27 protein-coding genes and 2 pseudogenes are annotated in these 23834 nt (G+C 69.8%); 17 read left to right on the top strand and 12 right to left on the bottom strand.

From position 1 onward, the window contains the following. Window positions 1–13: 13 nt before the first annotated feature. Complete coding sequence (locus ARC20_RS08800) at window positions 14–1009, bottom strand: aldo/keto reductase (RefSeq protein WP_057646404.1); 996 nt, start codon at window positions 1007–1009, stop codon at window positions 14–16. Window positions 1010–1369: 360 nt separating this feature from the next. Here ARC20_RS08800 and ARC20_RS08795 point away from each other — a divergent pair, with 360 nt between their 5' ends. Then, complete coding sequence (locus ARC20_RS08795) at window positions 1370–2182, top strand: DODA-type extradiol aromatic ring-opening family dioxygenase (RefSeq protein ID WP_057646403.1); 813 nt, start codon at window positions 1370–1372, stop codon at window positions 2180–2182. Window position 2183: 1 nt separating this feature from the next. Here the strand turns inward: ARC20_RS08795 and ARC20_RS08790 are convergent, their stop codons facing one another. Beyond that, window positions 2184–2570 carry a YciI family protein gene (locus ARC20_RS08790; protein WP_057646402.1) on the bottom strand — a complete coding sequence of 129 codons (387 nt, stop codon included), beginning with the start codon at window positions 2568–2570 and terminating at the stop codon, window positions 2184–2186. Between the two features lie 164 nt (window positions 2571–2734). On the opposite strand from ARC20_RS08790, the gene ARC20_RS08785 reads away from it, so the two are divergent. The 3 genes from ARC20_RS08785 (at window position 2735) to ARC20_RS08775 (ending at window position 6163) form a co-directional block, all read left to right on the top strand. Further along, on the top strand, window positions 2735–4369 hold the full coding sequence (locus ARC20_RS08785; RefSeq protein ID WP_057646401.1) for a Na+/H+ antiporter: 1635 nt from the start codon (window positions 2735–2737) through the stop codon (window positions 4367–4369). Between the two features lie 100 nt (window positions 4370–4469). After that, window positions 4470–5405: an ABC transporter ATP-binding protein gene (locus ARC20_RS08780; protein ID WP_057646400.1), complete on the top strand. Its 936-nt coding sequence runs from the start codon at window positions 4470–4472 to the stop codon at window positions 5403–5405. Beyond that, the gene (locus tag ARC20_RS08775; RefSeq protein ID WP_057646399.1) at window positions 5402–6163 is read left to right on the top strand and encodes an ABC transporter permease; all 762 of its coding nucleotides are present in this window, start codon (window positions 5402–5404) and stop codon (window positions 6161–6163) included. The genes ARC20_RS08780 and ARC20_RS08775 overlap by 4 nt, the downstream gene beginning before the upstream one ends. 159 nt (window positions 6164–6322) lie before the next feature. Here the strand turns inward: ARC20_RS08775 and ARC20_RS08770 are convergent, their stop codons facing one another. After that, window positions 6323–6577, bottom strand: a complete 255-nt coding sequence (locus ARC20_RS08770) for a DUF3297 family protein (RefSeq protein ID WP_057646398.1) — start codon at window positions 6575–6577, stop codon at window positions 6323–6325. A 123-nt stretch (window positions 6578–6700) separates the two neighbouring features. Between ARC20_RS08770 and ARC20_RS08765 the strand changes: the two genes are divergently transcribed. Then, the gene (locus tag ARC20_RS08765; protein WP_057646397.1) at window positions 6701–7246 is read left to right on the top strand and encodes a DUF6630 family protein; all 546 of its coding nucleotides are present in this window, start codon (window positions 6701–6703) and stop codon (window positions 7244–7246) included. Between the two features lie 7 nt (window positions 7247–7253). On the opposite strand, the gene ARC20_RS08760 is transcribed toward ARC20_RS08765, so the two are convergent. Next, window positions 7254–7538 (bottom strand): DUF4031 domain-containing protein, encoded by a 285-nt coding sequence (locus ARC20_RS08760; RefSeq protein ID WP_057646396.1) that lies wholly within the window; start codon window positions 7536–7538, stop codon window positions 7254–7256. Window positions 7539–7570: 32 nt separating this feature from the next. Next, window positions 7571–8023 (bottom strand): annotated as a pseudogene (locus ARC20_RS08755) (hypothetical protein); the annotation flags it as partial. 122 nt (window positions 8024–8145) lie between these two features. Here ARC20_RS08755 and ARC20_RS08750 point away from each other — a divergent pair. Then, window positions 8146–8532 carry a BlaI/MecI/CopY family transcriptional regulator gene (locus tag ARC20_RS08750; RefSeq protein WP_057646395.1) on the top strand — a complete coding sequence of 129 codons (387 nt, stop codon included), beginning with the start codon at window positions 8146–8148 and terminating at the stop codon, window positions 8530–8532. Window position 8533: 1 nt separating this feature from the next. After that, window positions 8534–10579 carry a M56 family metallopeptidase gene (locus ARC20_RS08745; protein WP_057646394.1) on the top strand — a complete coding sequence of 682 codons (2046 nt, stop codon included), beginning with the start codon at window positions 8534–8536 and terminating at the stop codon, window positions 10577–10579. A gap of 24 nt (window positions 10580–10603) precedes the next feature. On the opposite strand, the pseudogene motB reads toward ARC20_RS08745, so the two are convergent. The 4 genes and pseudogenes from motB to msrB all read right to left on the bottom strand — a co-directional run. Continuing rightward, window positions 10604–11623, bottom strand: a pseudogene (gene motB / locus ARC20_RS08740) (flagellar motor protein MotB); the annotation flags it as partial. A gap of 13 nt (window positions 11624–11636) precedes the next feature. Beyond that, window positions 11637–12491, bottom strand: coding sequence for a flagellar motor stator protein MotA (gene motA / locus ARC20_RS08735; RefSeq protein WP_057646393.1), 855 nt, complete (start codon window positions 12489–12491; stop codon window positions 11637–11639). A gap of 97 nt (window positions 12492–12588) precedes the next feature. Beyond that, window positions 12589–13056 carry an MliC family protein gene (locus ARC20_RS08730; protein WP_057646392.1) on the bottom strand — a complete coding sequence of 156 codons (468 nt, stop codon included), beginning with the start codon at window positions 13054–13056 and terminating at the stop codon, window positions 12589–12591. Between the two features lie 74 nt (window positions 13057–13130). Continuing rightward, complete coding sequence (gene msrB / locus ARC20_RS08725) at window positions 13131–13595, bottom strand: peptide-methionine (R)-S-oxide reductase MsrB (RefSeq protein ID WP_057646391.1); 465 nt, start codon at window positions 13593–13595, stop codon at window positions 13131–13133. An 83-nt stretch (window positions 13596–13678) separates the two neighbouring features. Between msrB and ARC20_RS08720 the strand changes: the two genes are divergently transcribed. From ARC20_RS08720 to ARC20_RS08710, 3 genes are all read left to right on the top strand, one after another. Then, window positions 13679–14146, top strand: coding sequence for a DUF3224 domain-containing protein (locus ARC20_RS08720; protein ID WP_237642541.1), 468 nt, complete (start codon window positions 13679–13681; stop codon window positions 14144–14146). A gap of 3 nt (window positions 14147–14149) precedes the next feature. Continuing rightward, window positions 14150–14575 carry a hypothetical protein gene (locus ARC20_RS08715; RefSeq protein ID WP_057646390.1) on the top strand — a complete coding sequence of 142 codons (426 nt, stop codon included), beginning with the start codon at window positions 14150–14152 and terminating at the stop codon, window positions 14573–14575. Between the two features lie 183 nt (window positions 14576–14758). Next, window positions 14759–14944, top strand: a complete 186-nt coding sequence (locus ARC20_RS08710; protein ID WP_057646389.1) for a hypothetical protein — start codon at window positions 14759–14761, stop codon at window positions 14942–14944. 66 nt (window positions 14945–15010) lie between these two features. Here ARC20_RS08710 and ARC20_RS08705 read toward each other — a convergent pair whose 3' ends face one another. After that, window positions 15011–15490 (bottom strand): winged helix-turn-helix transcriptional regulator, encoded by a 480-nt coding sequence (locus tag ARC20_RS08705; protein WP_057646388.1) that lies wholly within the window; start codon window positions 15488–15490, stop codon window positions 15011–15013. 147 nt (window positions 15491–15637) lie between these two features. Here ARC20_RS08705 and ARC20_RS08700 point away from each other — a divergent pair, with 147 nt between their 5' ends. Then, window positions 15638–16945: a D-amino acid dehydrogenase gene (locus tag ARC20_RS08700; protein ID WP_057646387.1), complete on the top strand. Its 1308-nt coding sequence runs from the start codon at window positions 15638–15640 to the stop codon at window positions 16943–16945. Beyond that, window positions 16924–18003: an alanine racemase gene (alr, locus tag ARC20_RS08695; protein ID WP_057646386.1), complete on the top strand. Its 1080-nt coding sequence runs from the start codon at window positions 16924–16926 to the stop codon at window positions 18001–18003. The genes ARC20_RS08700 and alr overlap by 22 nt, the downstream gene beginning before the upstream one ends. 42 nt (window positions 18004–18045) lie before the next feature. Here the strand turns inward: alr and ARC20_RS08690 are convergent, their stop codons facing one another. Continuing rightward, entirely contained in the window at window positions 18046–18615 is a 570-nt protein-coding gene (locus tag ARC20_RS08690) for a DUF3016 domain-containing protein (protein WP_057646385.1), read from the bottom strand. A 194-nt stretch (window positions 18616–18809) separates the two neighbouring features. Between ARC20_RS08690 and ARC20_RS08685 the strand changes: the two genes are divergently transcribed. From ARC20_RS08685 to ARC20_RS08665, 5 genes are all read left to right on the top strand, one after another. Continuing rightward, complete coding sequence (locus tag ARC20_RS08685) at window positions 18810–19259, top strand: hypothetical protein (protein WP_057646384.1); 450 nt, start codon at window positions 18810–18812, stop codon at window positions 19257–19259. A 4-nt stretch (window positions 19260–19263) separates the two neighbouring features. Beyond that, on the top strand, window positions 19264–19515 hold the full coding sequence (locus ARC20_RS08680) for a hypothetical protein (RefSeq protein WP_057646383.1): 252 nt from the start codon (window positions 19264–19266) through the stop codon (window positions 19513–19515). A gap of 154 nt (window positions 19516–19669) precedes the next feature. Further along, a complete protein-coding gene (locus ARC20_RS08675) occupies window positions 19670–21643 on the top strand; it encodes a hybrid sensor histidine kinase/response regulator (RefSeq protein ID WP_425478472.1) in 1974 nt (657 codons plus the stop codon). 68 nt (window positions 21644–21711) lie between these two features. Next, window positions 21712–22005 (top strand): DUF3247 family protein, encoded by a 294-nt coding sequence (locus tag ARC20_RS08670; RefSeq protein ID WP_057646381.1) that lies wholly within the window; start codon window positions 21712–21714, stop codon window positions 22003–22005. Between the two features lie 124 nt (window positions 22006–22129). Continuing rightward, the gene (locus tag ARC20_RS08665; protein ID WP_237642540.1) at window positions 22130–23488 is read left to right on the top strand and encodes a PQQ-dependent sugar dehydrogenase; all 1359 of its coding nucleotides are present in this window, start codon (window positions 22130–22132) and stop codon (window positions 23486–23488) included. A 19-nt stretch (window positions 23489–23507) separates the two neighbouring features. Here the strand turns inward: ARC20_RS08665 and ARC20_RS08660 are convergent, their stop codons facing one another. Continuing rightward, entirely contained in the window at window positions 23508–23771 is a 264-nt protein-coding gene (locus ARC20_RS08660) for a hypothetical protein (protein WP_057646379.1), read from the bottom strand. Between the last annotated feature and the right edge of the window lie 63 nt (window positions 23772–23834).

The raw sequence follows: 23834 nt of genomic DNA, 5'->3' as shown, positions 1-23834 counted from the left end.
CGGGCAGTGCGCGTCAGCCGTTGACGAGGGCCATCGGGGCGTCGGGGTAACGCGCGCCGGCGGCGGCATCGGGCGGGAACACGGCGTCGATCTGGTCCAGTTCGTCGGGCGTGAGGTGCACGTCGAGCGCGCCGAGGTTTTCTTCGAGGAAGGCGATGCGCTTGGTGCCGGGGATCGGCACGAGGTCGTCGCCCTGCGCGAGCACCCAGGCCAGGGCGAGCTGGCTGGCGGTGACGCCCTTGGCGGCGGCCATCGCGCGCACCTTGTCGACGAGGGCGAGGTTGCGGGCGAAGTTGTCGCCGAGGAAGCGCGGGGAGCGGCGGCGGTAGTCGTCGGCGTCGAAGTCTTCCGGCGAGCGGATGGCGCCGGTGAGGAAGCCGCGGCCCAGCGGGGAGTAGGGCACGAAGCCGATGCCCAGTTCGCGCGTGGTGGCCAGCACGTCGTTGCTCTCCGGGTCGCGGGTCCACAGGGAGTATTCGGTCTGCACGGCGGTGATCGGGTGCACGGCGTGGGCGCGGCGGATGGTGCCGGCGGCGGCTTCCGAGAGGCCGAGGAAGCGCACCTTGCCCTGTTCGACCAGGCGCGACATGGCGCCGACGGTGTCTTCGATGGGAACGTTCGGGTCGACGCGGTGCTGGTAGTAGAGGTCGATGTGCTCCACGCCCAGGCGCTTGAGGCTGGCTTCGCACGAGGCGATGACGTATTCGGGGCGGCCATCGGCGCCGCGCGCGGCGGGGTTGCCCGGGTCCAGGCGGATGCCGAACTTGGTGGCGAGGAACACGCGCTGGCGGCGGTCGGCGATGGCGCGGCCTACGAGCACTTCATTGGTATGCGGGCCGTAGATGTCGGCGGTGTCGAGCAGGTCGACGCCCAGGTCCAGGGCGCGGTGGATCACGGCGATCGATTCGGCATCGTCGCGGCCGCCGCCGTAGAAGGCACTCATGCCCATGCAGCCCAGGCCGAGGGCGGAAACGACGGGGCCTTGGCGGCCGAGCGTGCGGGTTTGCATCAGGAACTCCGTGGGGGTGGGGGCTATTGGTTCTGGACTGACAGCATCGGGGATCGGAAGTTGCGTGGGCGTCACCGTGGGCTGCCCATCGGTGCGACGCTTCGTTCCGGCGATCGCGCGCGGCCCCTGGGCCCAAGCCCCTTTCGGGACACGCCGTGAATCCATCCATGGAGGCTCGTAGGCGACATCCATGTCGCCTACGGTCCCGAAAGGGGCTTGGGCCCAGGGGCCGCGCGCGATCGTCGCGACCGGATCCATCGTGGCGCTGATCGTTGCTTTGATGGAACGAACCTTCGACCGGGGTGGGCTTTCGTTGCACTTATGGCGCGCTAGCCTAGGCTTTCCTTGTTGGAGACCACCATGGCCACGTTGCCGTCGCTCTATGTTTCGCATGGGTCGCCCATGACCGCCCTGGCACCGGGGCGGGTCGGGCCACGCCTGGCCGAGATCGGGCAGGCGCTGCCGCGCCCGCGCGCGATCGTGGTGGCCACCGCGCATTGGCTGGCGACACGCCCGCTCGTGGGCGCCGCGGCGCAGCCGGAGACGGTCCATGACTTTGGCGGCTTCCCACCCGAGCTGTACACGCTGCAGTACCCGGCGCCGGGTGATCCGGCACTGGCCGGGGAAATCCAGCAATTGCTCGACGACGCCGGGCTGCCGGCGTTGCAGGATCCCGCGCGTGGGCTCGACCACGGCGTGTGGGTGCCGCTGCGCTTCCTCTATCCGCAGGCCGATATCCCGGTGGTGCCGGTGTCGATCCAGCCACGGCTGGGGCCGGCGCATGCGTTCGCGGTGGGACGGGCGCTGGCGCCGCTGCGCGAACAGGGCGTGCTGGTGATCGGCTCGGGCAGCATCACCCACAACCTGCACGATTTCCGCGGCGGCTATGGCGAAGGGCGCGAGGCGCCGTACGTGAAGCCCTTCATCGAGTGGACGGAGGCGCGCCTGCGCGCCAGCGACATCCCCGCGCTGCTCGACTACCGCCGGCAGGCGCCGCACGCCGAGCGCGCGCATCCCACCGACGAACACCTGCTGCCGCTGTTCGTGGCGGCGGGCGCGGCCGGGGGCGAGGAACTGGGCGCGCAGCGCATCGATGCCGGCATCGACATGGGTTTCCTGGCGATGGACATCTACCGCTTCGACGGCGCCGCCACGCAGCGCCAGGCCGCCTGAGTCAGGGCGCGGGCGGGGCGCCGACGCGGCGCCGCACCGCGTCCATGTCGCGGATCGGCCGCACTTCCACGCAGCCCGCGCTGGCCCACGGGAATTGGCTGGCGATTTCGATCGCCTCTTCCAGGCTGTCGGCTTCGATGAGGTTGAAGCCGCCGAGCATCTCGCGGGTTTCGGCGAAGGGGCCGTCGCTGACGCTCAGCCGGCCGTCGCGGATGCGCACGCTGCGCGCCTGCTCCGGGCCTTCCAGTTGCTGCGACTGGATCAGCTGGCCCTGCGCCTTCATTTCGTCGGCGCCGGCGAAGCAGTGTCGCATCATGCTGTCGGCCTCGCCCTCGGGGAGCGCCTGCAGCAGCGTGTCGTCGGTATAGATCAACAGCAGGTACTGCATGGGCCGCGCTCCCTTCGGATCAGGGCGCGAGTGTAGCCGGCCCGGCACGCCGGGCGGTTTTCTCCGCGGCGCTGGCCGGTTAAGGTTCGGGGAGGGGCGCCGTGTCATCGGCGCCATGGTTGTCTCGCCACCGCCCGCCGGTGGCCCCTCCCCCTGGATCCGTCATGCATTCGATCGACGTCGTCCTGGCGATGCTGCTGGCCGTGGCGGCCAGCGGCTACCTGGTACGCCTGCTCCCGTTTTCGCTGCCGTTGCCGCTGGTGCAGATCGCGCTGGGCGCGGTGATCTCCGGCGTGTTCGACCGCGGCCACGAGCTGGAGCCCGAGCTGTTCTTCCTGCTGTTCCTGCCGCCGCTGCTGTTCCTGGACGGTTGGCGCATCCCCAAGCAGGGCCTGTTCCGCGACAAGGGCGTGATCCTGGAACTGGCGCTGGGCCTGGTGGTGTTCACCGTGGTCGGCGCGGGCCTGCTGATCCACTGGATGATCCCGGCGATGCCGATGGCCGTGGCGTTCGCGCTGGCGGCGGTGATCTCGCCCACCGACCCGGTGGCGCTGTCGTCCATTTCGGCGAAGGTGCCGATCCCCAAGCGGCTGATGCACATCCTGGAAGGCGAGTCGCTGCTCAACGATGCCTCGGGCCTGGTGTGCTTCCAGTTCGCCATCGCCGCGGTGATGACCGGCGCGTTCTCGCTGGCCTCCGCCTCGGCGACATTCCTGTGGGTGGCGCTGGCCGGCGTGGCCTGCGGCGTGCTGGCGACCTTCGCGCTGAGCCGCGCGCAGGGCTGGATCTGGCGCCATTTCGGCGAGGAGCCGGGCTCGGCGATCCTGGTCAACCTGCTCACCCCGTTCGCCGCCTACCTGGCGGCCGAGGCCATCCAGGCCTCGGGCATCCTGGCCGCGGTCGCGGCGGGCATCACCATGAGCTACGTGGAGCTCAGCGGCAACGCGCCCGGCGCGCTGCGCGTGCAGCGCGGCGCGGTGTGGGACACCGTGCAGTTCACCCTCAACGGCATCGTGTTCGTGCTGCTGGGCGAACAGCTGCCGGGCATCCTCGATGGCGCCGTGCACAGCGTGCGCGAGGCCGGGCACGTCAACCCGTGGTGGCTGGTGGCCTATGTGCTGGCGATCAACGCCACGCTGGCGCTGCTGCGGCTGGCGTGGGTGTGGATCTCGCTGCGCTGGAGCCTGTTCACCGCGCATCGCCGCGGTGAGCAGCGTGCGAGCCCGCCGTGGCGCATCGTGGTGGCGACCTCGCTGGCCGGCGTGCGCGGCGCGATCACCCTGGCCGGCGTGCTCACCATTCCGCTGCTGCTGCCCGACGGCACGCCGTTCCCGGTACGCCAGCTCACCATCTTCCTGGCCGCGGCGGTGATCCTGGTGTCGCTGCTGGTGGGCAGCCTGGTGCTGCCACGGTTGTTGAAGGGGCTGGAGTTCCCGGAGGAGTCCAGCGAACAGCAGCAGGAAGACCTCGCGCGCACCGCGTCGGCGAAGGCCGCGCTGGAAGCGGTGGAGCAACTGCGCCGCCAGGGCGTGGTGAACGAGGCCGACGCGGATTACTACAACCGCGCCGCCGAGCGGGTGAGCCAGCTGTACCAGCGCAAGGTGGGCGATGGCGACGCCGCCGAGACCGACCCCGAGCAGGCCAAGGCGTACGAGCAGGTGCTGCGCAAGATGCGCGGCGCCGGCCTGAGCGCCGAGCGCAACGAGCTGTTCAAGCTGGCGCGGCGCGGGCAGATTTCCGATGAACTCTCGCGCCGGCTGGTGCGCAACCTGGACTTGATCGAATCGCGCCAGCGCTAGGCCAGCGTCCGGCTGGGATGGTTTCTCCCGCCCACGGGCCTTCAAACCCGTGGGCCGGGGCACTACGCTGTGCGGCCATCGCCCTCCCCATGGACACTTCGTGGATCCCATCGTTTCCATCCAGGGACTCAACAAGACCTACGCCGGCGGCTTCCAGGCCCTGCGCGGCGTGGACCTGGACATCCGCCGCGGCGAAATCTTCGCCCTGCTCGGTCCCAACGGCGCCGGCAAGACCACGCTGATCAGCATCGTCTGCGGGCTGGTCAACCCCAGCGCCGGGCAGGTGCGCGTGGACGGCCACGACATCCTCGCCGACTACCGCGCCGCGCGCACGCTGATCGGCCTGGTGCCGCAGGAACTGTCCACCGACGCGTTCGAGAGCGTGTGGGCGACGCTGCGCTTCAGCCGCGGGCTGTTCGGCAAGGCGCCCGATGACGCATTGCTCGAACGGGTGCTGCGCGACCTCTCGCTGTGGGACAAGCGCCACAACAAGATCTCCACGCTCTCCGGCGGCATGAAGCGCCGCGTGTTGATCGCCAAGGCGCTGGTGCACGAGCCGAAGGTGCTGTTCCTGGACGAGCCCACCGCCGGCGTGGACGTGGAGCTGCGCCACGACATGTGGCAGATGGTGCGGCGCCTGCGCGAGCAGGGCACCACGATCATCCTCACCACGCATTACATCGAGGAGGCCGAGGAAATGGCCGACCGCGTGGGCGTGATCACCCGCGGCGAGCTGGTGCTGGTGGAGGACAAGCACACGCTGATGCGCAAGCTCGGCAAGAAGCAGCTCACGCTGACCCTGCAGGCGCCGCTGGCCGCCATCCCCGAAACGCTGGCCGGCCTGCCGCTGGAACTGGCAGGCGATGGCCACCAGCTGGTCTATACCTTCGACGCGCAGGCCGACGACACCGGCATCGCCCCGCTGTTGCGCCGGCTCAACGAGCACGGCATCGACTTCAAGGACCTGCATTCGAGCGAGAGCTCGCTGGAGGACATCTTCGTCAGCCTGGTGCACGATGCGGAGGCCCGCCCATGAACCTCCATGCGATCCGCGCGATCTACCGCTTCGAGATGGCGCGCACCTTCCGCACGCTGACCCAGTCCATCGCCTCGCCGGTGCTGTCGACCACGCTGTACTTCGTGGTGTTCGGCGCGGCCATCGGCTCGCACATGGGGCCCATCGACGGGGTCAGCTACGGCGCCTTCATCATCCCGGGCCTGATCATGCTCTCGCTGTTGAACGAGAGCATCTCCAACGCCTCGTTCGGCATCTACATGCCGCGCTGGTCCGGCACGATCTACGAGGTGCTGTCCGCGCCGGTGTCGTGGCTGGAAATCGTCATCGGCTACGTGGGCGCGGCGGCGACCAAGTCGGTGATGCTCGGCCTGCTGATCCTGGCCACCGCGCGGGTGTTCGTGCCCTACGAGATCGCCCATCCGCTGTGGATGCTGGGCTTCCTGGTGCTGACCGCGCTGACCTTCAGCCTGTTCGGTTTCATCATCGGGGTGTGGGCCGACGGCTTCGAGAAGCTGCAGGTGATCCCGCTGATGGTGGTCACGCCGTTGACCTTCCTCGGCGGCAGTTTCTATTCGATCTCGATGCTGCCGCCGGTGTGGCAGAAGATCACCCTGTTCAACCCGGTGGTCTATTTGATCAGCGGCTTCCGCTGGGCGTTCTACGACAAGGCCGACGTGCACATCGCGGTGAGCACCGGCATGACGCTGGTGTTCCTGGGCGCCTGCCTGCTGGTGGTGTGGCTGATTTTCCGCAGCGGGTATCGCCTGAAGTCGTGACGTAGTCCGCGCAGCGGACTACGTCCCCAAGGTTTGCGCAGCAAACCTCGGGCCCCACTCCCGCCTTGCCTATCCCCCGCGGCTGTCGCCGCGCCCCCCTTAACAGAAGGGGGGCTTTCCTCCAGAGGCTGGGCGTGGGGTTGGGGCGGGTATGTTGGCTTACTCTGCCTTGGCGTTGAGGTTCAGCCAGTACGGTTCCACCGTGCCCTTGACCTTCATCGTCATCGGGTTGCCGCGGCGGTCGCGCGACTTGCCGACCTGCACCTTGATCCAGCCTTCGCTCACCGAGTATTCCTCGACGTTGTCGCGCTCGATGCCGTTGAAGCGCACGCCGACGCCACGCGCCAGCACGGCTTCGTCGTGGAACGGGCTGCGGGGATCGACGGCGAGGTGGTCGGGCGGGGTATCGGACATGGGGAAAAACTCGCGGGAATGAGCGCGATAGGATAGCCGGGTTCACCGGCGGGGTGATCCGGCGATTGCCGGATGCCGCCTTCGCGCGCAGACTTTCCCGCCTCCCCTACCGCACCCGCCGCCATGCCCGACAACAGCGCCGATTACGAAGACGAAGAAGGCCTCATTTCCGATTTCGACGACGTCGACGGCCACGCCGCGCGGATCTGGAACCTGCTGGTGCTGATCAACCCCGGCGACGAGGAAACCGCGCTGCGGCAGTTCGACGACTGGCGCGAGACGATGGCCGAGGAGGCCGACGATCCGGAAAGCGAGCGCTGGTTCGAGGTGTTGGCCGAGGCGATCGACTGGACGTCCGGCTTCCACGTGGCCGCCGACGACGTCGAGGCGCTGGTGACCGCGCTGGATGAACTGGCCGGGCGCTGGAACCTGCGCATCGACTGGGGCGGCGACCTGGACGACGAGGATTTCGCCGACGCGGTGGACGTGCCGACGCTGATGGGCGTGGCCTACGACGGCCTGCGCGAGCACGGCTATTCGCTGTGGACCTGGAACACCGGCGGCGATGGCCATGCCGGCTGGGTGGCGCTGAGCCGCGACGACGAGGCGATGCTGGCGCTGTGTTCGCTGCTGGGCGTGGAAGTTCGCCCCGCAAGCGATCCGTTTTAAGCCGGGCTCAAGCCTGCTCGCCGCGCGCCTGCGCGCGGGCGTTGGCGATCACCGCCTTCAGCAGTTCGCGGTCGGTGTGCCGCGAAATCGGCCGCGCGCCGTAGGCGATGGCCTGCTCGCGCAGCGGCGCGGGCACGTCGTAGTGCGCGCCGCTGAGCTTGTTCTGGAAGGCGCGGCGGGGAATGCCCAGCCGCGCCGCCATCTCGTGCAGTTCCGTCAGCGTGTCGGCCATCAGGTGCGCCCAGCGCTGGTCGCGCCATAGCTGGACGGCATCGTCGATGTAGACCGCCACCGGCGCGCTCAGGCGTCCTTGGACGCCGGCGGGGCGTCTTCGCCTTCCGCGGCCGCCGGGGCATCGGCGTTCTCGCCTTCTTCCTCGTCCTCGGCCGCGCCGGTGTCCTCGAACTCGGACACCAGCATCGCCAGGTACTCCTCGGAGGTCTTGCCCTCGTCGGCGGCGAGGTCGTCGATCATCTGCTGCAGCTGCTCGGAGTACTGCACCTCGACCTTCTTGCCTTCCTTCTCCTGCAGGCCGGCCAGGTGCTTGAGCATGGCCAGCATCGGCACCGGGTTGTCGGCATTGCCCATGGTCTGGCCGCCGATGGACAGCAGCCACTCGCCGCCGTCCTGCTGGCCGATCGCCGCCACCACGCGCTGCTCCTCGTCGATCATCACCGCGTGGTTGACCACCTGCTGGTCGCGGTTGAGGCGAAGGAACGGACGCTTGGGCTGGCGCTTCTTGCGCTGGTCGCGCTTGGCCTTGGAATTGCGGGACATCGGCGGAACTCGGTTCGAATGGATCGCCATTCTACGGCGAGCAGGGGGAGGCCTTTGGTCACGCTTGACTACAGCTGTCGACAGGACTAGCGTGTCTACAAACGTAGACACGGAGTTTGGCCATGTCCCAGAAGACCATCGGCGACCAGGAACTGGCGCTGCTGCAGTTCGTCGCCGGCGAAGGCGATGCCTCGGCCAGCGAGGTGGCCAGCGCGTTCGGCGAGCCGCGCGGGCTGGCCCGCTCCACCGTGCTGACCATGCTCGAACGCCTGCGCGGCAAGGGCTACCTGCGGCGCCGGCAGGCCGGGGGCGTCTACCGCTACGCCAGCGCCGCCGCGCCGGACGAGGTGGTGCGCTCGGCGGTCGGGCAGTTCGTGGAGAAGACCCTGCAGGGGTCGGTCTCGCCGTTCGTGGCGTGGATGTCCGAGCGCCGCGACGTCAGCGACGACGAGCTCGCCGAGCTGGAGGCCCTGGTGACCTCGCTGCAGTCGCGCCGGCAGGAGCGCTGACATGGACGCCCTCGTCGATCTGATGCAGGCGGGGTTGGGGCGGCTGGCCTGGGCCACGCTGCAATCGCTGCCGCTGACCGCGCTGGTCTGGGCGCTGTGCCGCTGGCTGCCGCGGCTGGGCGCCAATGCGCGCTGCTGGCTGTGGTGGCTGGTGTCGCTGCAGCTGGTGATCGGGCTGTGCTGGCCGAGCCCGCTTCAGCTGGCACTGCTGCCTGCCCCGCAGTCCGCGCCGGTCGCCGCGATGGCGCCGCCGGTGACGCTGACGGCGGATGTTGCGCCGGCCGCGGTGGCGTTGCCCGACGTGGCTTTGGCATCCGTGCCCGCCGCCGCCGCGCCGGTCACCGGCCGCGCGCCGATGTGGATGGCGTGGGCGCTCTGTTTCGCATGGCTGGCCGGCGTGCTGGCGATGTCGATGCGCAGCCTGGCCGACCTGCGCGTCACCCGCGCCCGCCTGCGCGCCAGCACGGATGAGCTGCCGCCCGCGCTGGCGGCGCAGTACCGCGAACTCACCACGCGGCTCGGGCTGCGTCGCGCGCCGGTGCTGCGCCTGAGCGAGGGGCTGGACTCCCCGCAGCTGGCCGGCCTGTGGACGCCTGCGTTGCTGATGCCGGCGCAGCTGCTGCCGCGCATGACGCCGGCCGCCATCGAGATGGCGCTGCACCACGAGCTGGTGCACTGGCAGCGCCGCGATCTGTTCTGGGGATGGGTGCCGGCCTTGGCGCAGCACCTGTTCTTCTTCCATCCGGTGGCCCACCTGGCCGCCCGCGAATACGGGTTGGCCCGCGAGGCCGCCTGCGACGCGGCGGTACTCGTCGACGATCGCCATGCACCGCAGGACTACGGCCGGCTGCTGTTGCAGTTCGGCGTGGCCCCGCGCGCGGTGGCGGTGGTCGGCGCGGCGTCGCCGAGCTTCGTCCTGCTCAAGAGGAGACTCACCATGCTGCAGTCCCGTTCCGCTCCCTGGCGCGCCAGCGCCTTCGTGCTGGTCGCCGCGGTCGCCGCGATCGGCGTGTTGCCCTGCCGCGTGGTCGCCGCAGCGCCGGACGATGTCGATCCGGCCGAACGCGCCAACCAGGCGGCGTCCGCGCAACCGGCCGCCAAGCCCGTCGCCAAGCCGGCGCCGAATCCCGTGGTCAAGCCAGTGCCCGCCGCGCAGGCGCAGCCCGTGGTGGCGGCCGCGCCGGTCGTGCGCAGCGTGTCGGTGACCTCGCCGCGCGTGGCCGTGGCCGGCACGCCGGGCATGGGCGATGTGCTGCCCGTGCCGCCGGCCCCGCCTGCACCGCCGGCCCCGCCCGCGATCGTCGTCCCGAAGGCGCCGCCGGTGCCGCGCGCACCGGCCGTGGCCGTGCCGCCGCTTCCCGCTGCCCCCGCCGCGCCGATGGCCCCGGCTGCGCCGCCGGCCCCGCCTTCGCCGGCGCCCATGCGCGGCACCTTCACCTTCATGGACCAGGGCGAGGCGCGTAACGCGTGGGTGCTGATGGAAGGCGACCACGTGCACGCCTTCGGCACGCCGGACGACCTGCGCGCGGCGCGTGCGCAGCAGCAGCGCGGCGAAGCCCTGTGGTGGCTGCGCGAGGGCAACCAGCGCTATGTCGTGCGCGATGCGGCCACGCTGGCGCAGCTGCGCGATGCCTACAAGCCGCTGGCCGCGCTCAGCGCGCAGCAGAGCGCGCTCGGTGAGCAGCAGGGCGCACTGGGTCGCGAGCAGGGCCAGCTTGGCGCCCGCCAGGGTGCGCTGGGCGCCAGGCAGGGCGTGATGTCGGCCCGCATCGCGCAGCTGGCGCTGGAGCAGAGCAACGCGGCGCTATCGGGCAAGCCGCTCTCGCCCGAGCGCCAGCAGGCGGCCGAACGCGAGCAGCAGGCGTTGTCGCGGCAGATGCAGGCGCTGGCCGCCGAGCAAGCCGCGCTGGGGAGCCGCCAGGGCGTGCTCGGCAAGCAGCAGGGCGAGCTGGGCAAGCAGCAGGAAGTGGCGCTGGCGCAGCTGCGCGAGAAGGGCGACAAGCTGGCGCGCGAGGCGATCGCCAGCGGCAAGGCGCAGCGGCTCTAAGGCCGCCGCGCAGGTTCAGTGCTGTGCCGGCGCGGTGGCCTGCGGGTTGCTGCCCGCGCCCGGCACGGCGGATACCGCCGGCGCCGAGGGTTCAGGCACGGCTGCCGGCGCGGCGCCGGTGCCGGGCGCATCCGGCATGCGGGTATCGGCATCGGGCAGCACCGGGCCCACGGCCAGCGGCGCGCCTTCGCCCAGCAGTGCTTCCTCGGCATCGTGGGTCATCACCACGATGCTGATGCGGCGGTTGATCGGGTTCTCCGGCTGGGTCTTGTCGAACAGCACCGAGGACGCCAGGCCGACCACGCGGCTCACCTTGTCCTCGGTCATGCCGCCTTCGATCAACGCCCGGCGCGCGGCATTGGCGCGGTCCGCGCTCAGCTCCCAGTTCCCGTAGCCGCGCGTGTTGGTGTACGCGGTGATGTCGGTGTGGCCGGTGATGCTGATGTGGTTCGGCACCTGGTTGATGAACTGCGCCAGCTCGTGAAGGATGCCGCCGGTGTAGTCCTTCAGTCGCGCGCTGCCCATGTCGAACATCGGCCGGTTCTGCTTGTCCACGATCTGGATGCGCAGGCCGTCGGGCGTGAGGTCCAGCAGCAGCTGGTCCTTGAACGGTTCCAGCGCCTGGCTCTTGCCGATGGCTTCGGTCAGCTCCTGCATCAGCGATTCGAGCTGCGCCTTCTCCTGCGCCTTGCGTTCTTCGTCCGTCGGGCCGGCGGCCTTCTTGTTGAACGGATCCGGCCCCTGGCCCTTGGGGATTTCCATCGTGCCGCCGAGCTTGATCATCGACGTGCTCGCGCCACCGGGCCCGTTCATGCCGGGCGCCGGCGCAGGGCTCTTGCCTTCCAGCGGGCTGGGGTTGCGGAAATATTCCGACACCGCTTCGCGCTGCTTGGTCGTGGTCGCGCCGACGAGCCACATCACCAGGAAGAAGGCCATCATCGCGGTGACGAAGTCGGCATAGGCCACCTTCCAGGCACCGCCATGGTGGCCGGCGGCCTGGACCTTCTTCACCCGTCGCATGATGACGGTGGATTTCTCCGGCATGGCCGCGCGTCCCTTACTTGATGCTCTTCAGGTGGGCCTCGAACTCGGAGAAGCCCGGGCGCACGTTCGACGGCAAGGTCTTGCGGGCGAACTCGAGGGCAATCTTCGGGTTGTAGCCGCGCAGGCAGGCCAGCAGGGCGGTCTTGACCGACTCGTAGATGCGCGCGTCCTGTTCGGCGCGCGCTTCCACGGCCGCGGCGATCGGGCCGATGAAGCCGTAGGCCAGCAGGATGCCCAGGAAGGTGCCGACCAGCGCGCCGGCGACGTGCGCGCCGACCTCGGCGATGTCGCCGCCGATGGCGCCCATGGTGATGACGATGCCCAGCACCGCGGCGACGATGCCGAAGCCCGGCAGGCCGTCGGCGACCTTGGTCAGCGCGTGCGCCGGGGCCATCACTTCGTGGTGGTGCTTCTCCAGCTCCAGTTCCAGCAGCGGCTCGAGCTCGTGCGGCTCGATGTTGCTGCCGATCATCAGGCGCAGGCAGTCGGTGATGAAGTCGATCAGGTGGTGGTCGGACAGCACCTTGGGATAGTTGGCGAACAGCGCGCTTTCCTGCGGGCGCTCGACATGGTCTTCCAGCGCCATGAAGCCTTCGCGCCGCGCCTTGTTGAGCAGCTCGTAGATCAGGCTCAGCACGTCCAGGTAGTCCTGGTTCTTGTACTTGGGGCCCTTGAACACCGCCGGCACCGCGGCCAGCGTGGCCTTGACGGTCTTGGCCGGGGTGCCGACCAGGAAGGCGCCGAGCGCCGCGCCGCCGATGATGACCAGCTCGAACGGCTGCCACAGGGCGGCCAGCTTGCCGTGCGCGCCGACGTAGCCGCCCAACACGCTGAGGACGACGATGATGAGACCTACGATGATGAGCATAGCGGCAGGGGGGCGGACGGATATCACAGTTTTCGGCCCCCCGGCCGATTTCTGAAGGCCCAACTGACGGCCGGGCTTGCCCGGCCGCTGAACCGCCTCAGCCGCCCGCGGCGGTCGCCTTCGTGCAGGCCTGTGCCTTGCCGCCTGCCAGCGTAAGTGTCGATTCGCCCTGGTGTTCCCAGAATTCGTTGCCGGCCGCGTCGGCATAGCGGGCGCCGGAGCCGGACGGGGCGCCGGGCAGGGTCAGCAGCTCGGGACCGATCTGCAGGCGGACATCGTGGCGGGTGTTGTTGTAGTCGGCGGTGACCGGCTTGCCGTCACAGTTCCAGGCCACGGTGATGTGCGCGTTGTCGGCGACCGGCGTGCGGGGCTGGGCGGCGCCCGCCGCGCCCGGGTCGTGGCCAGTGGGCGGCGCCGGCAGCGGTTCGGCCATGGGCGCGGAGGCCGAGGCGCTGGCGTCGGCGTCGCGGCCGGAAGGGTGGCAGCCGGCCAGCACGAGCAGGGACAGGCCCAGCGGCAGGAGCGCCGGCAGGATGGCGGGGATGTCGACGAGGCGGATACGCACCGGCGTCTCCAGGTGGGGGATACCGATGCAGGCTAGCCGCGCACGCGGTGCGCGGCCGTGAACGTGGCGCCGCTTCAGGCCGTGCCGGCCTCGGCGCCTTCGCGGTGCAGCGGGTTTGGCAGCGGCTGCCCTTCCTCGGTGAAGCCCAGCGAGACCGAGTTGAGGCAATGGCGTTCGCCGGTCGGCGGCGGGCCGTCCGGGAACACGTGGCCGAGATGGCTGCCGCAGCGGGCGCAGGTGATCTCGGTGCGGATCATGCCGTGGCTGGTGTCGCGGATTTCGTGGACGTGCGCCGGATCGAACGGGGCGAAGAAGCTCGGCCAGCCGGTGCCGGAATCGAACTTGGCGCTGGAGCGGAACAGCGGCAACCCGCACAGGCGGCAGGTGTAGACGCCTTCGAGCTTGTTGTCGAGGAACACGCCGCAGAACGGCGCCTCGGTGCCGTGCTGCAGCAGCACGCGCTTTTCTTCACCGGTCAGGCCGGCGATCAGCGCGTCGCGCTGCGCGGGGGAGGGCGGCGTGAGGTCGAAGTCATGCATGGCGATGCGTTCCAGGGGAGCGGCGGGAGCGCCGGGTCTGCGGTGGTAGTGTGGGCACATCGGCCGTGTTCAAGGAAACCGCCATGTCCAGGTTGTCGTGGTGGGTCTGCCTGTCCGCCCTGCTGGCGGCACCGGCCTTCGCCCGCGAGGAGATCCCCGTCATGCATCACGCCACCGGAAGTTTCGAAGTGAAATTGCAGCCACAGCCCGCCCGCGAGGATGCGGGGCTGGGCCGGATGTCGCTGGACAAGACCTTCAGCGGGCCGCTGAGCGCGACCTCGCGTGGCGAGATGCTGGCCGCGCGCACCGCGCAGGAAGGCTCGGCGGCGTATGTCGCCATCGAAACCGTGGAAGGCACGCTCGACGGGCGCCAGGGTGGCTTCGTGCTGGTGCACCGCGGTTTGATGGATCGAGGCGCGCAGGACATGGCGATCAGTGTCGTGCCGGATTCGGGTACCGGTGCGCTGGCCGGGCTGCGCGGCGAGATGAAGATCCGCATCGAGGGCGGCGCGCACTACTACGACTTCGACTACACCCTGCCCGCGGAGTAACGCATGCCGAAGAAGAAGCCGCTGGTCGTGGCGATTTCGCTGTTGTGCCTGGCCGCCAGCCTGCCGGCGGCCGCGCAGGTCGTCGACCCGACGCAGACGCGCTCGACCACCCGCGTCGTGTCACCGCCGCCACCGCCTCCGCCGCGACAGGTGGATACGCCGCGCCCGGTATCACCGCCGCCGTCGATGCCCACCAGCCTGGGCCAACGCGAACAGGCACCGCCCATCCAGGCGCCCGCGCCACGCACGCCGCGCAAGGAAGATGACGGCGCGCGCCGCATCGGCGCCGAGTCGGCCAAGGTGTACGACCGCAACGGCCGCGAACTCCCTGGCATGGAGCAGGCCGGCCCCAACCGCGTGCGCGATACGCGCACCGGCCGCTACTACGACACCGTGCCGATGGGCGACGGACAGCGCATCAAACCGTGAGCGCCTGAACCGGTCACGCGTCGTGCCGACGCATGAACCGTTCAATCCGTTGCCGCGCAGTCAGCTCGATCAAGCCCGGAATCACCCGCATTTCTCGCGTGATTAACCGCTTCGGCGCGACCTTGTACGTGCGCCACAGACACATCGAATGCGGTGCATCCCCAACCAATAGAGAGTGCAGTCATGGGTAACCAGAATCAGCAGAACCAGCGCGGTCAGCAGGGTCAGCAGGGTGGTATGCAGCAGGACCAGCACGGCCGCCAGCCGGGTCAGCAGGGGCAGCAGCAGTGGGACAAGGACCAGCAGAGCGGCAAGCAGGACCAGAAGCAGGACCAGCAGCGCGGATCCCAGAAAGACCAGCAGCGCTGATTCCCCTCGCTGACACAGGACACGCGGCGCGCCCTTGGCGCGCCGTTCTGCGTCTGGCGGCACGGATCAATCCGGGATCGGCAGCGCGAGCGTCTCCTTGACCTCTTCCATCACGATGTAGCTCTTCGATTCGCGCACGTGCGGCAGCGTCAACAGCGTGCTGCCGAGCAGCTTGCGGTAGGACGCCATCTCGTTGATGCGCGCCTTGATCAGGTAATCGAAGTCGCCCGAGACCAGGTGGCACTCCAGCACGTTGGGCAGCTTCAGCGCGGCGCGGCGGAATTCCTCGAAGATGTCGCCGGACTTGTAGGCCAGGCTGATCTCCACGAACACCAGCAGGCTGGCCTTGAGGTACTGCGGGTCCAGCCGCGCGTAGTAGCCGGTGATCGCGCCCTCGCGCTCGAGCCGGCGCACCCGCTCGGTACACGGCGTGGTCGACAGCCCCACCCGCTCGCCCAGTTCGGTGAAGGAAATGCGCCCCTCCTGCTGGAGGATGCGCAGGATCTTGCGGTCGATCTTGTCGAGTTCGCGGCTGCGGGTGGCCATGGGCGCTGGTCTCGGGTGGAAAGTCTGGTGAATTTCACTGGGCAGGATAGATCAAACGGGAGAATGCCCTGAAGGTCCGCGCATACAATGCGCCGGATTGGCTGCCTGCCGCCTCCGCGGCAGGGAAATGACCGGAACGAGGCGAACATGCGGGTACTGGTGCTGGGCAGTGGAGTGATCGGCACGACCAGTGCCTGGTATCTGGCGCAGGCCGGGTTCCAGGTCACCGTCGTGGACCGCCAGCCGGCGCCGGCGCTGGAGACCAGCTACGCCAACGCCGGCCAGCTGTCCTTCGGCTACACCTCGCCGTGGGCCGCGCCGGGCGTGCCGCTGAAGGCGGTGAAGTGGCTGTTCGAACAGCACGCGCCGCTGTCCATCCGCCCGACGCTGGACCTGCACCAGTACGCCTGGCTGGCGCGGATGCTGCACAACTGCACCGCCGAGCGTTACGCCATCAACAAGGCGCGCATGGTGCGCATGTCCGAATACAGCCGCGACTGCCTGGACGCCCTGATGGCCGAGACCGGCATCCAGTTCGAAGGCCGCCGGCTGGGCACCACCCAGCTGTTCCGCACCCAGGCCCAGCTGGACGCCGCCGCGCAGGACATCGCGGTGCTGGCCGAATACGGCGTGCCGTATGAAGTGCTCGATGCGCGCGGCATCGCCGCCGTCGAACCGGGGCTGGCCGATGCCGGCGTGGAACTGGTCGGCGCGCTGCGCCTGCCCAACGACCAGACCGGCGACTGCCGCCTGTTCACCCAGCGCCTGGCGAAGATGGCCGCCGAGGCCGGCGTCGAATTCCGTTTCGAGCAGAACATCGAGAAGCTGGTGGGCACCGGTGGCTGCATCGAAGGCGTGGTCATCGACGGCCGCCTGGAGAAGGCCGACCGCTACGTGTTGGCGCTGGGCAGCTATTCGCCGCTGCTGGCGCGCCCGCTCGGCCTGAACTTGCCGGTGTACCCGCTCAAGGGCTTCTCGCTGACGCTGCCGATCGTCGACGCCGCACGCGCGCCGACCTCCACCATCCTCGACGAAAGCTACAAGATCGCCATCACCCGCTTCGACGACCGCATCCGCATCGGCGGCATGGCCGAAGTGGCCGGTTACGACCTGTCGCTCAACCCGCAGCGCCGCGCCACGCTGGAGATGGTCGTGCGCGACCTGTACCCCGGCGGCGGCGACCTGGCCCGCGGCGAATTCTGGACCGGCCTGCGCCCGGCCACGCCGGACGGCACGCCGGTGATCGGCGCCAGCCCGTATTCGAATCTTTTCCTCAACACCGGGCACGGCACGCTCGGCTGGACGATGGCCTGCGGCTCGGGCCGCTACCTCGCCGACCTGATGAGCGGCCGCGCGCCGCAGATCAGCCGCGAGGGCCTGGACATCTTCCGCTACCGCCAGGCCGCCGCGCCCCGCACCACCGGAGCTGCCGCGTGCGCCCAGCCCACGCCCTGATCGACCTCGGCGCCCTGCGCCACAACTATCGTCTCGCCCGCCGCATCGCCGGCGGCAAGTCCCTGGCCGTGATCAAGGCCGACGCCTACGGCCACGGCGCGGTGCGCTGCGCGCAGGCGCTGGAACCGGAGGCCGACGGCTTCGCCGTGGCCTGCATCGAGGAGGCGCTGGAACTGCGCCAGGCGGGCATCCGCGCGCCGATCCTGCTGCTGGAAGGCTTCTTCGACAACGAAGAACTTTCGCTCATCGCCGAGCACGACCTGTGGACCGTGGTCGCCACGCCCTGGCAGGTGCAGGCGCTGGCCGCGTTCAAGAGCCCGCGCCCGCTGCGCGTGTGGCTGAAGATGGACAGCGGCATGCACCGCCTGGGCCTGACGCCGGAGGATTTCCGCGCCGCGTGGTTGCGCCTGCACGGGCTGCCGCAGGTCGCCTCCATCGTGTTGATGACCCACCTGGCGCGCGCCGACGAGCTGGACAACAGCCGCACCGACGAACAGGCCGTCGCTTTCGCGCTGGCCAGCCGCGGCATGCAGGCAGAAACCAGCCTGTGCAATTCGCCGGGCTTGCTGGGCTGGCCGGCATTGCGCGGCGACTGGGCGCGCCCGGGCCTGATGCTCTACGGCGCCAATCCGTTCCCGGCGCACAACACGTTCACCGACCAGCTGCGCCCGGTCATGTCGCTGCGCTCGAAGATCATCTCGGTGCGCGAACTGGGCCCGCACGAACCGGTGGGCTACGGCGCGCGTTTCGTCACCGAGCGGCCGGTCACCCGGATCGGCGTGGTGGCCATGGGTTACGCCGACGGCTACCCGCAATTCGCGCCGAACGGCACGCCGGTGATCGTGGACGGGCATGCGTGCCCGCTGGCGGGGCGGGTGTCGATGGACATGCTGACCGTCGACCTGAGCGACCATCCCGCCGCCACGTTGGGCAGCGAGGTCCAGCTGTGGGGCGATGCGCTCGATGCCTCGACCCTGGCCGCGCGCTGCAACGTCAGCGCCTACCAGATGCTGTGCGGCGTGAAGCGCGTGCCGCGCCTGTACCTCGACGAGGCGTGACCCGCCGGCCGGGGCGCCTCCGCCCCGGCCCGGCCCGGCAACTCAGCGGCCCGCGGTCGCCTTGCCGTCGAACTCGCTGCGCGTCCAGTCGTCGATCATGCGCTTCTCGTAGCGCAGCTGGTCGCTGTCGGTAATGTTGATGCTGTTGGTGAGGAAGCCCGCGTCGATCAGCCGCTTCTCGCCCTGCGACACCACCTGGCCGTTGGCATCCGTCCACACGTAGTTGAAGCGGATGCGGGGCGGATAGATGTCCTTGACCACGCGGATGTCCTGCCCGCGCGGGCCGTGCCACGGCTCGTACTCGCCGGCACGCTTGATGTCGGTGATGGTGATGTCGAGCTTGTCGCCGGCGGGCAGCTGCTTGGCGGCCGAGGTGCGGAAGTAGGTGGCCAGCGTGGTCACCCAGTCGCCCTGCTGGGCCTGGAAGCGGTTGCCGCTGTAGCGGATCTCGGTGAACTGGTTGGGGTCGGTCCATTGCACCGAGACCGGGCCGTCGGCCGGCAGGGCGCGCGGTGCGTTGGGGTCGGTGACGTTGCGCACGCGCGCCTCGGCCGCGGACAGGCCGAGCAGGCAGGTGAGCAGGATGGCGGCGCAGGTGAGGGTACGTTTCATGGCGGCGCGCTCTTGGCGGTGTCGTGGGTCGAGTGTGCGCCTGCGCCGACGGGACCGGCAACGACCGCGCACCCCCGCGCCGCAAGGTGTTGCGCCCGGTTCATGCATCCACGCGCGGTTCACCACGCTTCGGCGCGCGCTTCACGCCACGGTCGGCAAAATCGCCGCCAATTCCCCCTCTTTATTCCGGCCTGATGAAGCCTACCCAGCCGCCTGCCCACGACCTGCGCCTGCAGTTCATCGACTGGGCCAAGCAACACGGTCACAGCCCGCAGACCGGCGCGGCGCCGTTCGTGGACCTGCAGAGCGATTACGACCTGTCGGGCGAGCAGCCCACCGGCGATGGCGTGCGCGAGCGCCTGCGCCGCGACCTGGCGGCGCTGGGGCAGGAGAGCGACGTGGCGGTGCAGTTCCCTCCGGTTTACGCCTGCACCAATTCCCGGGGCGAGCAGTACCGCTATTCGTTGATGCTGGTCATCGCCGAGGACAGCGTGGAATGGACCGGCCGGGTCTGGCGCGGGCTGGATTACCAGGGCGTGCTGACGGGGCGCGGCTCGGGCCCGCGCAGCAACTACACCCACCTGGCGCGCATGGCCATCGAGCGCGAGCTCGAACTGCCGCAGCCGCACTACACCCGGGGCTGAGGCCATGCGCGAACCGGCCATTCCACTGCAGTCCGAAGCCTGCTGGCGCCAGTGCGAGCAGTTGGGCGTGTCGCGCGTGCGCCTGCTGCTCGCCCGCGAAGACCTTGCCGAGCCGTTCCCCGGTTGGCGCAGCGATGCCCGGGAATGGCTGGATGCACGGTTGGCCCGCCAGGGGGTCTACGCCTTCCGCGGCGTGCTCGGGGCGATCGCCGCGTTGGGCGCGCTGATCGTGGCCCTGGCGTGGTGGGGTTGGTGAGGGCAATTGTCAGGGGCGCGCTTGACGCGCCCGCCGCCGGTTTCCACTCTATGCGAAGGCGCGACGGCGCAGGCGGCGCGGGCGCATCCCGCGGGTGGGATCCATGCAAGCAGGCGATCGATTGAACAAGGCCGGCTCTGCCGTCGAAACTTCCGTGTCCGGCACCGATTCGCCGCTGGATGACGGCGTGCATCGCGAAATCTTCGAGAACGTCGACGCGGGCTTCAGCCTGGTCAAGGTCGTCTTCGAGGACGGGCAACCGGTCGACTATGTCTTCCTGGAGGTCAATGCGGCCTTCGAGCGCTTCACCGGCCTGCAGGACGCGGTGGGCAGGTCGATGCGCGAGCTGCGCCCGCAGCACGAGGAAGAGTGGTACCAGCGCTACGGCGAAATCGCCCGCACCGGCCGCCGCATGCGTTTCGAACTGCAGGCGCGCGCGCTGGGGCGCTGGTACTCGGTCGATGCGTTCCGCATCGGCGAGGCGGCCGCGCACCAGGTGGCGATCCTGTTCATCGACATCACCGAGCGCAAGCGCATCGAGCGCGAGCTGGCCGAGAGCGAGGCCCGCTTCAGCGCGCTGGCCGACGGCCTGCCGATGCCGGTATGGGTGCTCGATGTCTCCGGCGTGATGCGCTTCGTCAACAGCGCCTATGGCGATTATTTCGGCCTGGATATTTCCAGCGGCGTGGTCTCGGCGTGGAGCGAGCTGCTGCACCCGGAAGACCTGCCGGTGTTCCAGTTCGAGCTGGCCGAGGCCTTGGCGCAGCAGCGCGGCATGCGCGCGCTGGTGCGCGCGCGCCGACACGACGGGCGCTGGCGCTGGATGGAGATGAGCGCCACGCCGCGCTATTCCGCCGACGGGCGTTTCATCGGCCTGGCCGGCAGCAGCCCGGACGTCACCGAGCGCCGCGAGATCGAGCTGGCGCGCGAACAGCTGCTGGAATCGGAGCGCATCGCGCGCGGCGAGGCCGAAAGCATGGCGCGCCTGAAGGACGAATTCCTGGCCACGCTGTCGCATGAGCTGCGCACGCCGCTGACCACCATCCTGGGCTGGAGCGAGCTGCTGCTGCAGCGCGTGGGCGAGGGCGACCAGAACTTCAAGGGCCTGTCGGTGATCGCCAGCAGCGCGCGCGCGCAGAAGCGGCTGATCTCCGACATGCTCGACCTCAGCAGCATGCTGCTGGGCAAGGTGCAGCTGGAAGTGGAGACGCTGGACCTGGCCGAAGTGCTGCGCGAGTCGATCGGCGCGCAGGACCTGGTGGCCGAGGGCAAGGACCAGACGGTGACGCTGTCCGTGCCGGAAACCCCCTGCCTGGTGCTGGGCGACGGCACGCGCCTGCAACAGGTGTTCTGGAACCTGCTGTCCAACGCGATCAAGTTCACGCCGGCGCATGGCAGCATCGACGTGAAGGTGAGCCGCGAGGACAACCACTTCGTGGTTGCCATCCAGGACTCCGGCGACGGCATCGCCCCGGAGTTCCTGCCGCACCTGTTCGGCCGCTTCCGCCAGGCCGACGGCACCACCACGCGCAAGCACGGCGGCCTCGGCCTGGGCCTGGCGATCGTGCAGCAGCTGGTGGAGATGCACGGCGGCCAGGTCAGTGCGAGCAGCGCCGGCCGGGGCTGCGGCGCCACCTTCCGCGTGCGCCTGCCGGAGCGGCCGGCCCAGTCGCAGCGCCCGCGCCGCGAACTGCGCCGCCATCTCGGCCACGACCTGGTGGTGGAAGCGCAGGCGCTGGCGGGATTGCGCCTGCTGGCGGTCGAAGACCAGCCGGACATGCTCGAGTACCTGCGCCGCCTGCTCGAGGAACAGGGCGCCGAGGTGGTGATGGCCGGCAGTGCCACCGACGCGCTCGCGCTGCTCGATGACGGCGGCCACGAACGTTTCGACGCCCTGCTGACCGACATCGGCATGCCCGGCATGGATGGCTACGGCCTGATCCGCACGCTGCGCGAGAACATGGGGCTGGATGCCGGCGCCATGCCGGCCATCGCGGTGACCGCGCTGGCCCGCGCCGACGACCGCAACCGCGCGCTGGCCTCCGGCTTCCAGGAACACCTGGCCAAGCCCTACAGCGTGGCGCAGCTGGTATCGGCGGTGCGCGGGGCGCGCAAGCACCGCGTCTGAGCCTGCATTGCCCCGCCTTTCACGGCGGGCGGCCTAGGGTGGGGACGTTCCAACCCGGAGTTGCCCGCATGGCCAAGTACGCCAAACACGTCTATACCGACCAGGCGCAGATCGCCGCGCTGGAAGCGTGGGTGCGGCAATTGCCGGGCGAGGCGCGCGTGCAGTTGACCCTGGACGACGGCAGCCGCCTGCTGGGCACCGTGGCGGTGCAGCCGACGGTGCAGTCGTTCCGCGACGAATCCGAGAACGAAGGCGTCAACGGCCTGCTGCGGCTGGACGACCTCGACAGCCCGGTGCAGCAGCACCTGGTCTGGCTGGACAGCATCCGCGAAGTGCGACCGCTGCCGCCGATCCAGCCCTGAGGGCGCCGCGCGGCGTCCGCCGACCCGCGCGTTTGACGTTCTCTTTACCCCCTGCCGGTCGCGCTGGGGCATCATCCGGGGCCCCACACCGCAGACCGAGGGTGCCCCTTCGATGCAACCGCGCGTGCTTTTCCTGTCCCGTCCGCTGGCGCGCCTGGCGACGCCGACCTTCGCGCTGCTGGCGCTGGCCTCCTGTGGCGATACCGCCCGCTACCCGGTGGAAGCCGGCATGGGGCCGGACCCGCAGCTGCCCAAACCGGTCGAACGCGTCATCCCGACGGTGAAGGTCGCCCCGGTCAAGCGCTGGACGGGCGATGCCACGCCGGTGCCCGCCGACGACCTGCGCGTGGTGGCCTTCGCCCGCGACCTGGACCACCCGCGCTGGATCTACGTGCTGCCCAACGGCGACGTGCTGGTGGCCGAAGCCAATGCGCCGCCGCGGCCGAAGGAAGAGCAGGGCGGCATTCGCAACAAGGTGATGACCTCGATGATGCAGAAGGCGGGCGCCGCCACGCCCAGCGCCGACCGCATCACCCTGCTGCGCGATGCAGACGGCGACGGCGTGGCGGAGATCCGCACCCAGTTCCTCACCGGGCTGTATTCGCCGTTCGGCATGGCGCTGGTGGGTGATCGCTTCTATGTCGCCAACGCCGATGCGCTGGTCAGCTTCCCGTACAAGGCCGGCGATACCCACATCACCGCGGCGCCGAAGTTCATCGCCAACCTGCCGGGTGGCCTCAACCACCACTGGACCAAGTCGCTGGTGGCCAACGCCGACGGCAGCCGGCTGTATGTCGGCGTCGGCTCCAACAGCAACGTCGCCGAGAACGGGATGGATGCCGAACTGAACCGCGCGGCGATCCTCGAGGTGGATCCGGCCAGCGGCAGCACGCGCGTCTACGCCAGCGGCCTGCGCAACCCGGTGGGCATGGCGTGGGAGCCAGCGAAGCAGTCGTTGTGGGTGGTGGTCAACGAGCGCGACGAACTCGGCAGCGACCTGGTGCCCGACTACCTCACCCAGGTGAAGGAAGGCGCCTTCTACGGCTGGCCGTACAGCTACTACGGCCAGCACGTGGACGAACGCGTCAGCCCGCAGGATCCGGCGAAGGTGGCTTCGGCCATCAAGCCCGATTACGCGCTCGGCGCGCATACCGCCTCGCTCGGCCTGGCCTTCGGCACCAGCGAGACCTTGCCCTCGCGTTACCGCGGTGGCGCCTTCATCGGCCAGCACGGCTCATGGAATCGCGATCCGCCAAGCGGCTACAAGGTGATCTACCTGCCGTTCGCCGATGGCAAGCCGCAGGGCAAGCCGGTGACCGTGCTCGATGGCTTCCTCGACTCGGACGGCAACGCGCAGGGGCGCCCCGTGGGCGTGGCGATCGACGCCAAGGGTGGCCTTTTGGTGGCCGACGACGTGGGCAATGCCGTGTGGCGCGTGACCGCCAAGGTCGCCGCGCCGGTGATCGCGCCCGCCTCCCCATGAGGCGGCAGGCCGGTGCGCTTCAGCGCACCGGCAGCGTGGGCGTGGCCTCGAAGCGCCGCGCGTAGCCGCGCTCTTCGGCGATGCGGTCCACTTCCTCGTCGGGCAGCTCCGGCGCGCCGTACACCACGTAGGCCACGGTGCCATCGCCCTTGGTGCCCACCTGGTGCAGGCGATAGCGCGGACGCCCGGCCCCGGTGTTTTCGGGGTAATGCAACGGCGGAGGCGCGTTGTCCAGGTCCATTTCGCTGTTGTCGACCACGCCGCCGATGAACAGGGCACGCATGCGTTCGCTCCTTCATGTGGGGTCGCAACCCACCCTACGCAGGTGATTGTTCGCATCACATCA

This window comes from Stenotrophomonas panacihumi, from assembly GCF_001431645.1.
Lineage (GTDB): Bacteria > Pseudomonadota > Gammaproteobacteria > Xanthomonadales > Xanthomonadaceae > Stenotrophomonas_A > Stenotrophomonas_A panacihumi.
This window is presented reverse-complemented; position numbering and strand designations above follow the sequence as displayed.

Excerpts from the sequence above, each read along its gene's own strand:
- ARC20_RS08800 (WP_057646404.1), bottom strand. The coding sequence starts at position 1,009 with ATGCAAACCCGCACGCTCGGCCGCCAAGGCCCCGTCGTTTCCGCCCTC.
- ARC20_RS08795 (WP_057646403.1), top strand. The coding sequence starts at position 1,370 with ATGGCCACGTTGCCGTCGCTCTATGTTTCGCATGGGTCGCCCATGACC.
- ARC20_RS08790 (WP_057646402.1), bottom strand. The coding sequence starts at position 2,570 with ATGCAGTACCTGCTGTTGATCTATACCGACGACACGCTGCTGCAGGCG.
- ARC20_RS08785 (WP_057646401.1), top strand. The coding sequence starts at position 2,735 with ATGCATTCGATCGACGTCGTCCTGGCGATGCTGCTGGCCGTGGCGGCC.
- ARC20_RS08775 (WP_057646399.1), top strand. The coding sequence starts at position 5,402 with ATGAACCTCCATGCGATCCGCGCGATCTACCGCTTCGAGATGGCGCGC.
- ARC20_RS08770 (WP_057646398.1), bottom strand. The coding sequence starts at position 6,577 with ATGTCCGATACCCCGCCCGACCACCTCGCCGTCGATCCCCGCAGCCCG.
- ARC20_RS08765 (WP_057646397.1), top strand. The coding sequence starts at position 6,701 with ATGCCCGACAACAGCGCCGATTACGAAGACGAAGAAGGCCTCATTTCC.
- ARC20_RS08750 (WP_057646395.1), top strand. The coding sequence starts at position 8,146 with ATGTCCCAGAAGACCATCGGCGACCAGGAACTGGCGCTGCTGCAGTTC.
- ARC20_RS08745 (WP_057646394.1), top strand. The coding sequence starts at position 8,534 with ATGGACGCCCTCGTCGATCTGATGCAGGCGGGGTTGGGGCGGCTGGCC.
- motA (WP_057646393.1), bottom strand. The coding sequence starts at position 12,491 with ATGCTCATCATCGTAGGTCTCATCATCGTCGTCCTCAGCGTGTTGGGC.
- msrB (WP_057646391.1), bottom strand. The coding sequence starts at position 13,595 with ATGCATGACTTCGACCTCACGCCGCCCTCCCCCGCGCAGCGCGACGCG.
- ARC20_RS08720 (WP_237642541.1), top strand. The coding sequence starts at position 13,679 with ATGTCCAGGTTGTCGTGGTGGGTCTGCCTGTCCGCCCTGCTGGCGGCA.
- ARC20_RS08715 (WP_057646390.1), top strand. The coding sequence starts at position 14,150 with ATGCCGAAGAAGAAGCCGCTGGTCGTGGCGATTTCGCTGTTGTGCCTG.
- ARC20_RS08710 (WP_057646389.1), top strand. The coding sequence starts at position 14,759 with ATGGGTAACCAGAATCAGCAGAACCAGCGCGGTCAGCAGGGTCAGCAG.
- ARC20_RS08705 (WP_057646388.1), bottom strand. The coding sequence starts at position 15,490 with ATGGCCACCCGCAGCCGCGAACTCGACAAGATCGACCGCAAGATCCTG.
- ARC20_RS08700 (WP_057646387.1), top strand. The coding sequence starts at position 15,638 with ATGCGGGTACTGGTGCTGGGCAGTGGAGTGATCGGCACGACCAGTGCC.
- ARC20_RS08690 (WP_057646385.1), bottom strand. The coding sequence starts at position 18,615 with ATGAAACGTACCCTCACCTGCGCCGCCATCCTGCTCACCTGCCTGCTC.
- ARC20_RS08685 (WP_057646384.1), top strand. The coding sequence starts at position 18,810 with ATGAAGCCTACCCAGCCGCCTGCCCACGACCTGCGCCTGCAGTTCATC.
- ARC20_RS08680 (WP_057646383.1), top strand. The coding sequence starts at position 19,264 with ATGCGCGAACCGGCCATTCCACTGCAGTCCGAAGCCTGCTGGCGCCAG.
- ARC20_RS08670 (WP_057646381.1), top strand. The coding sequence starts at position 21,712 with ATGGCCAAGTACGCCAAACACGTCTATACCGACCAGGCGCAGATCGCC.
- ARC20_RS08660 (WP_057646379.1), bottom strand. The coding sequence starts at position 23,771 with ATGCGTGCCCTGTTCATCGGCGGCGTGGTCGACAACAGCGAAATGGAC.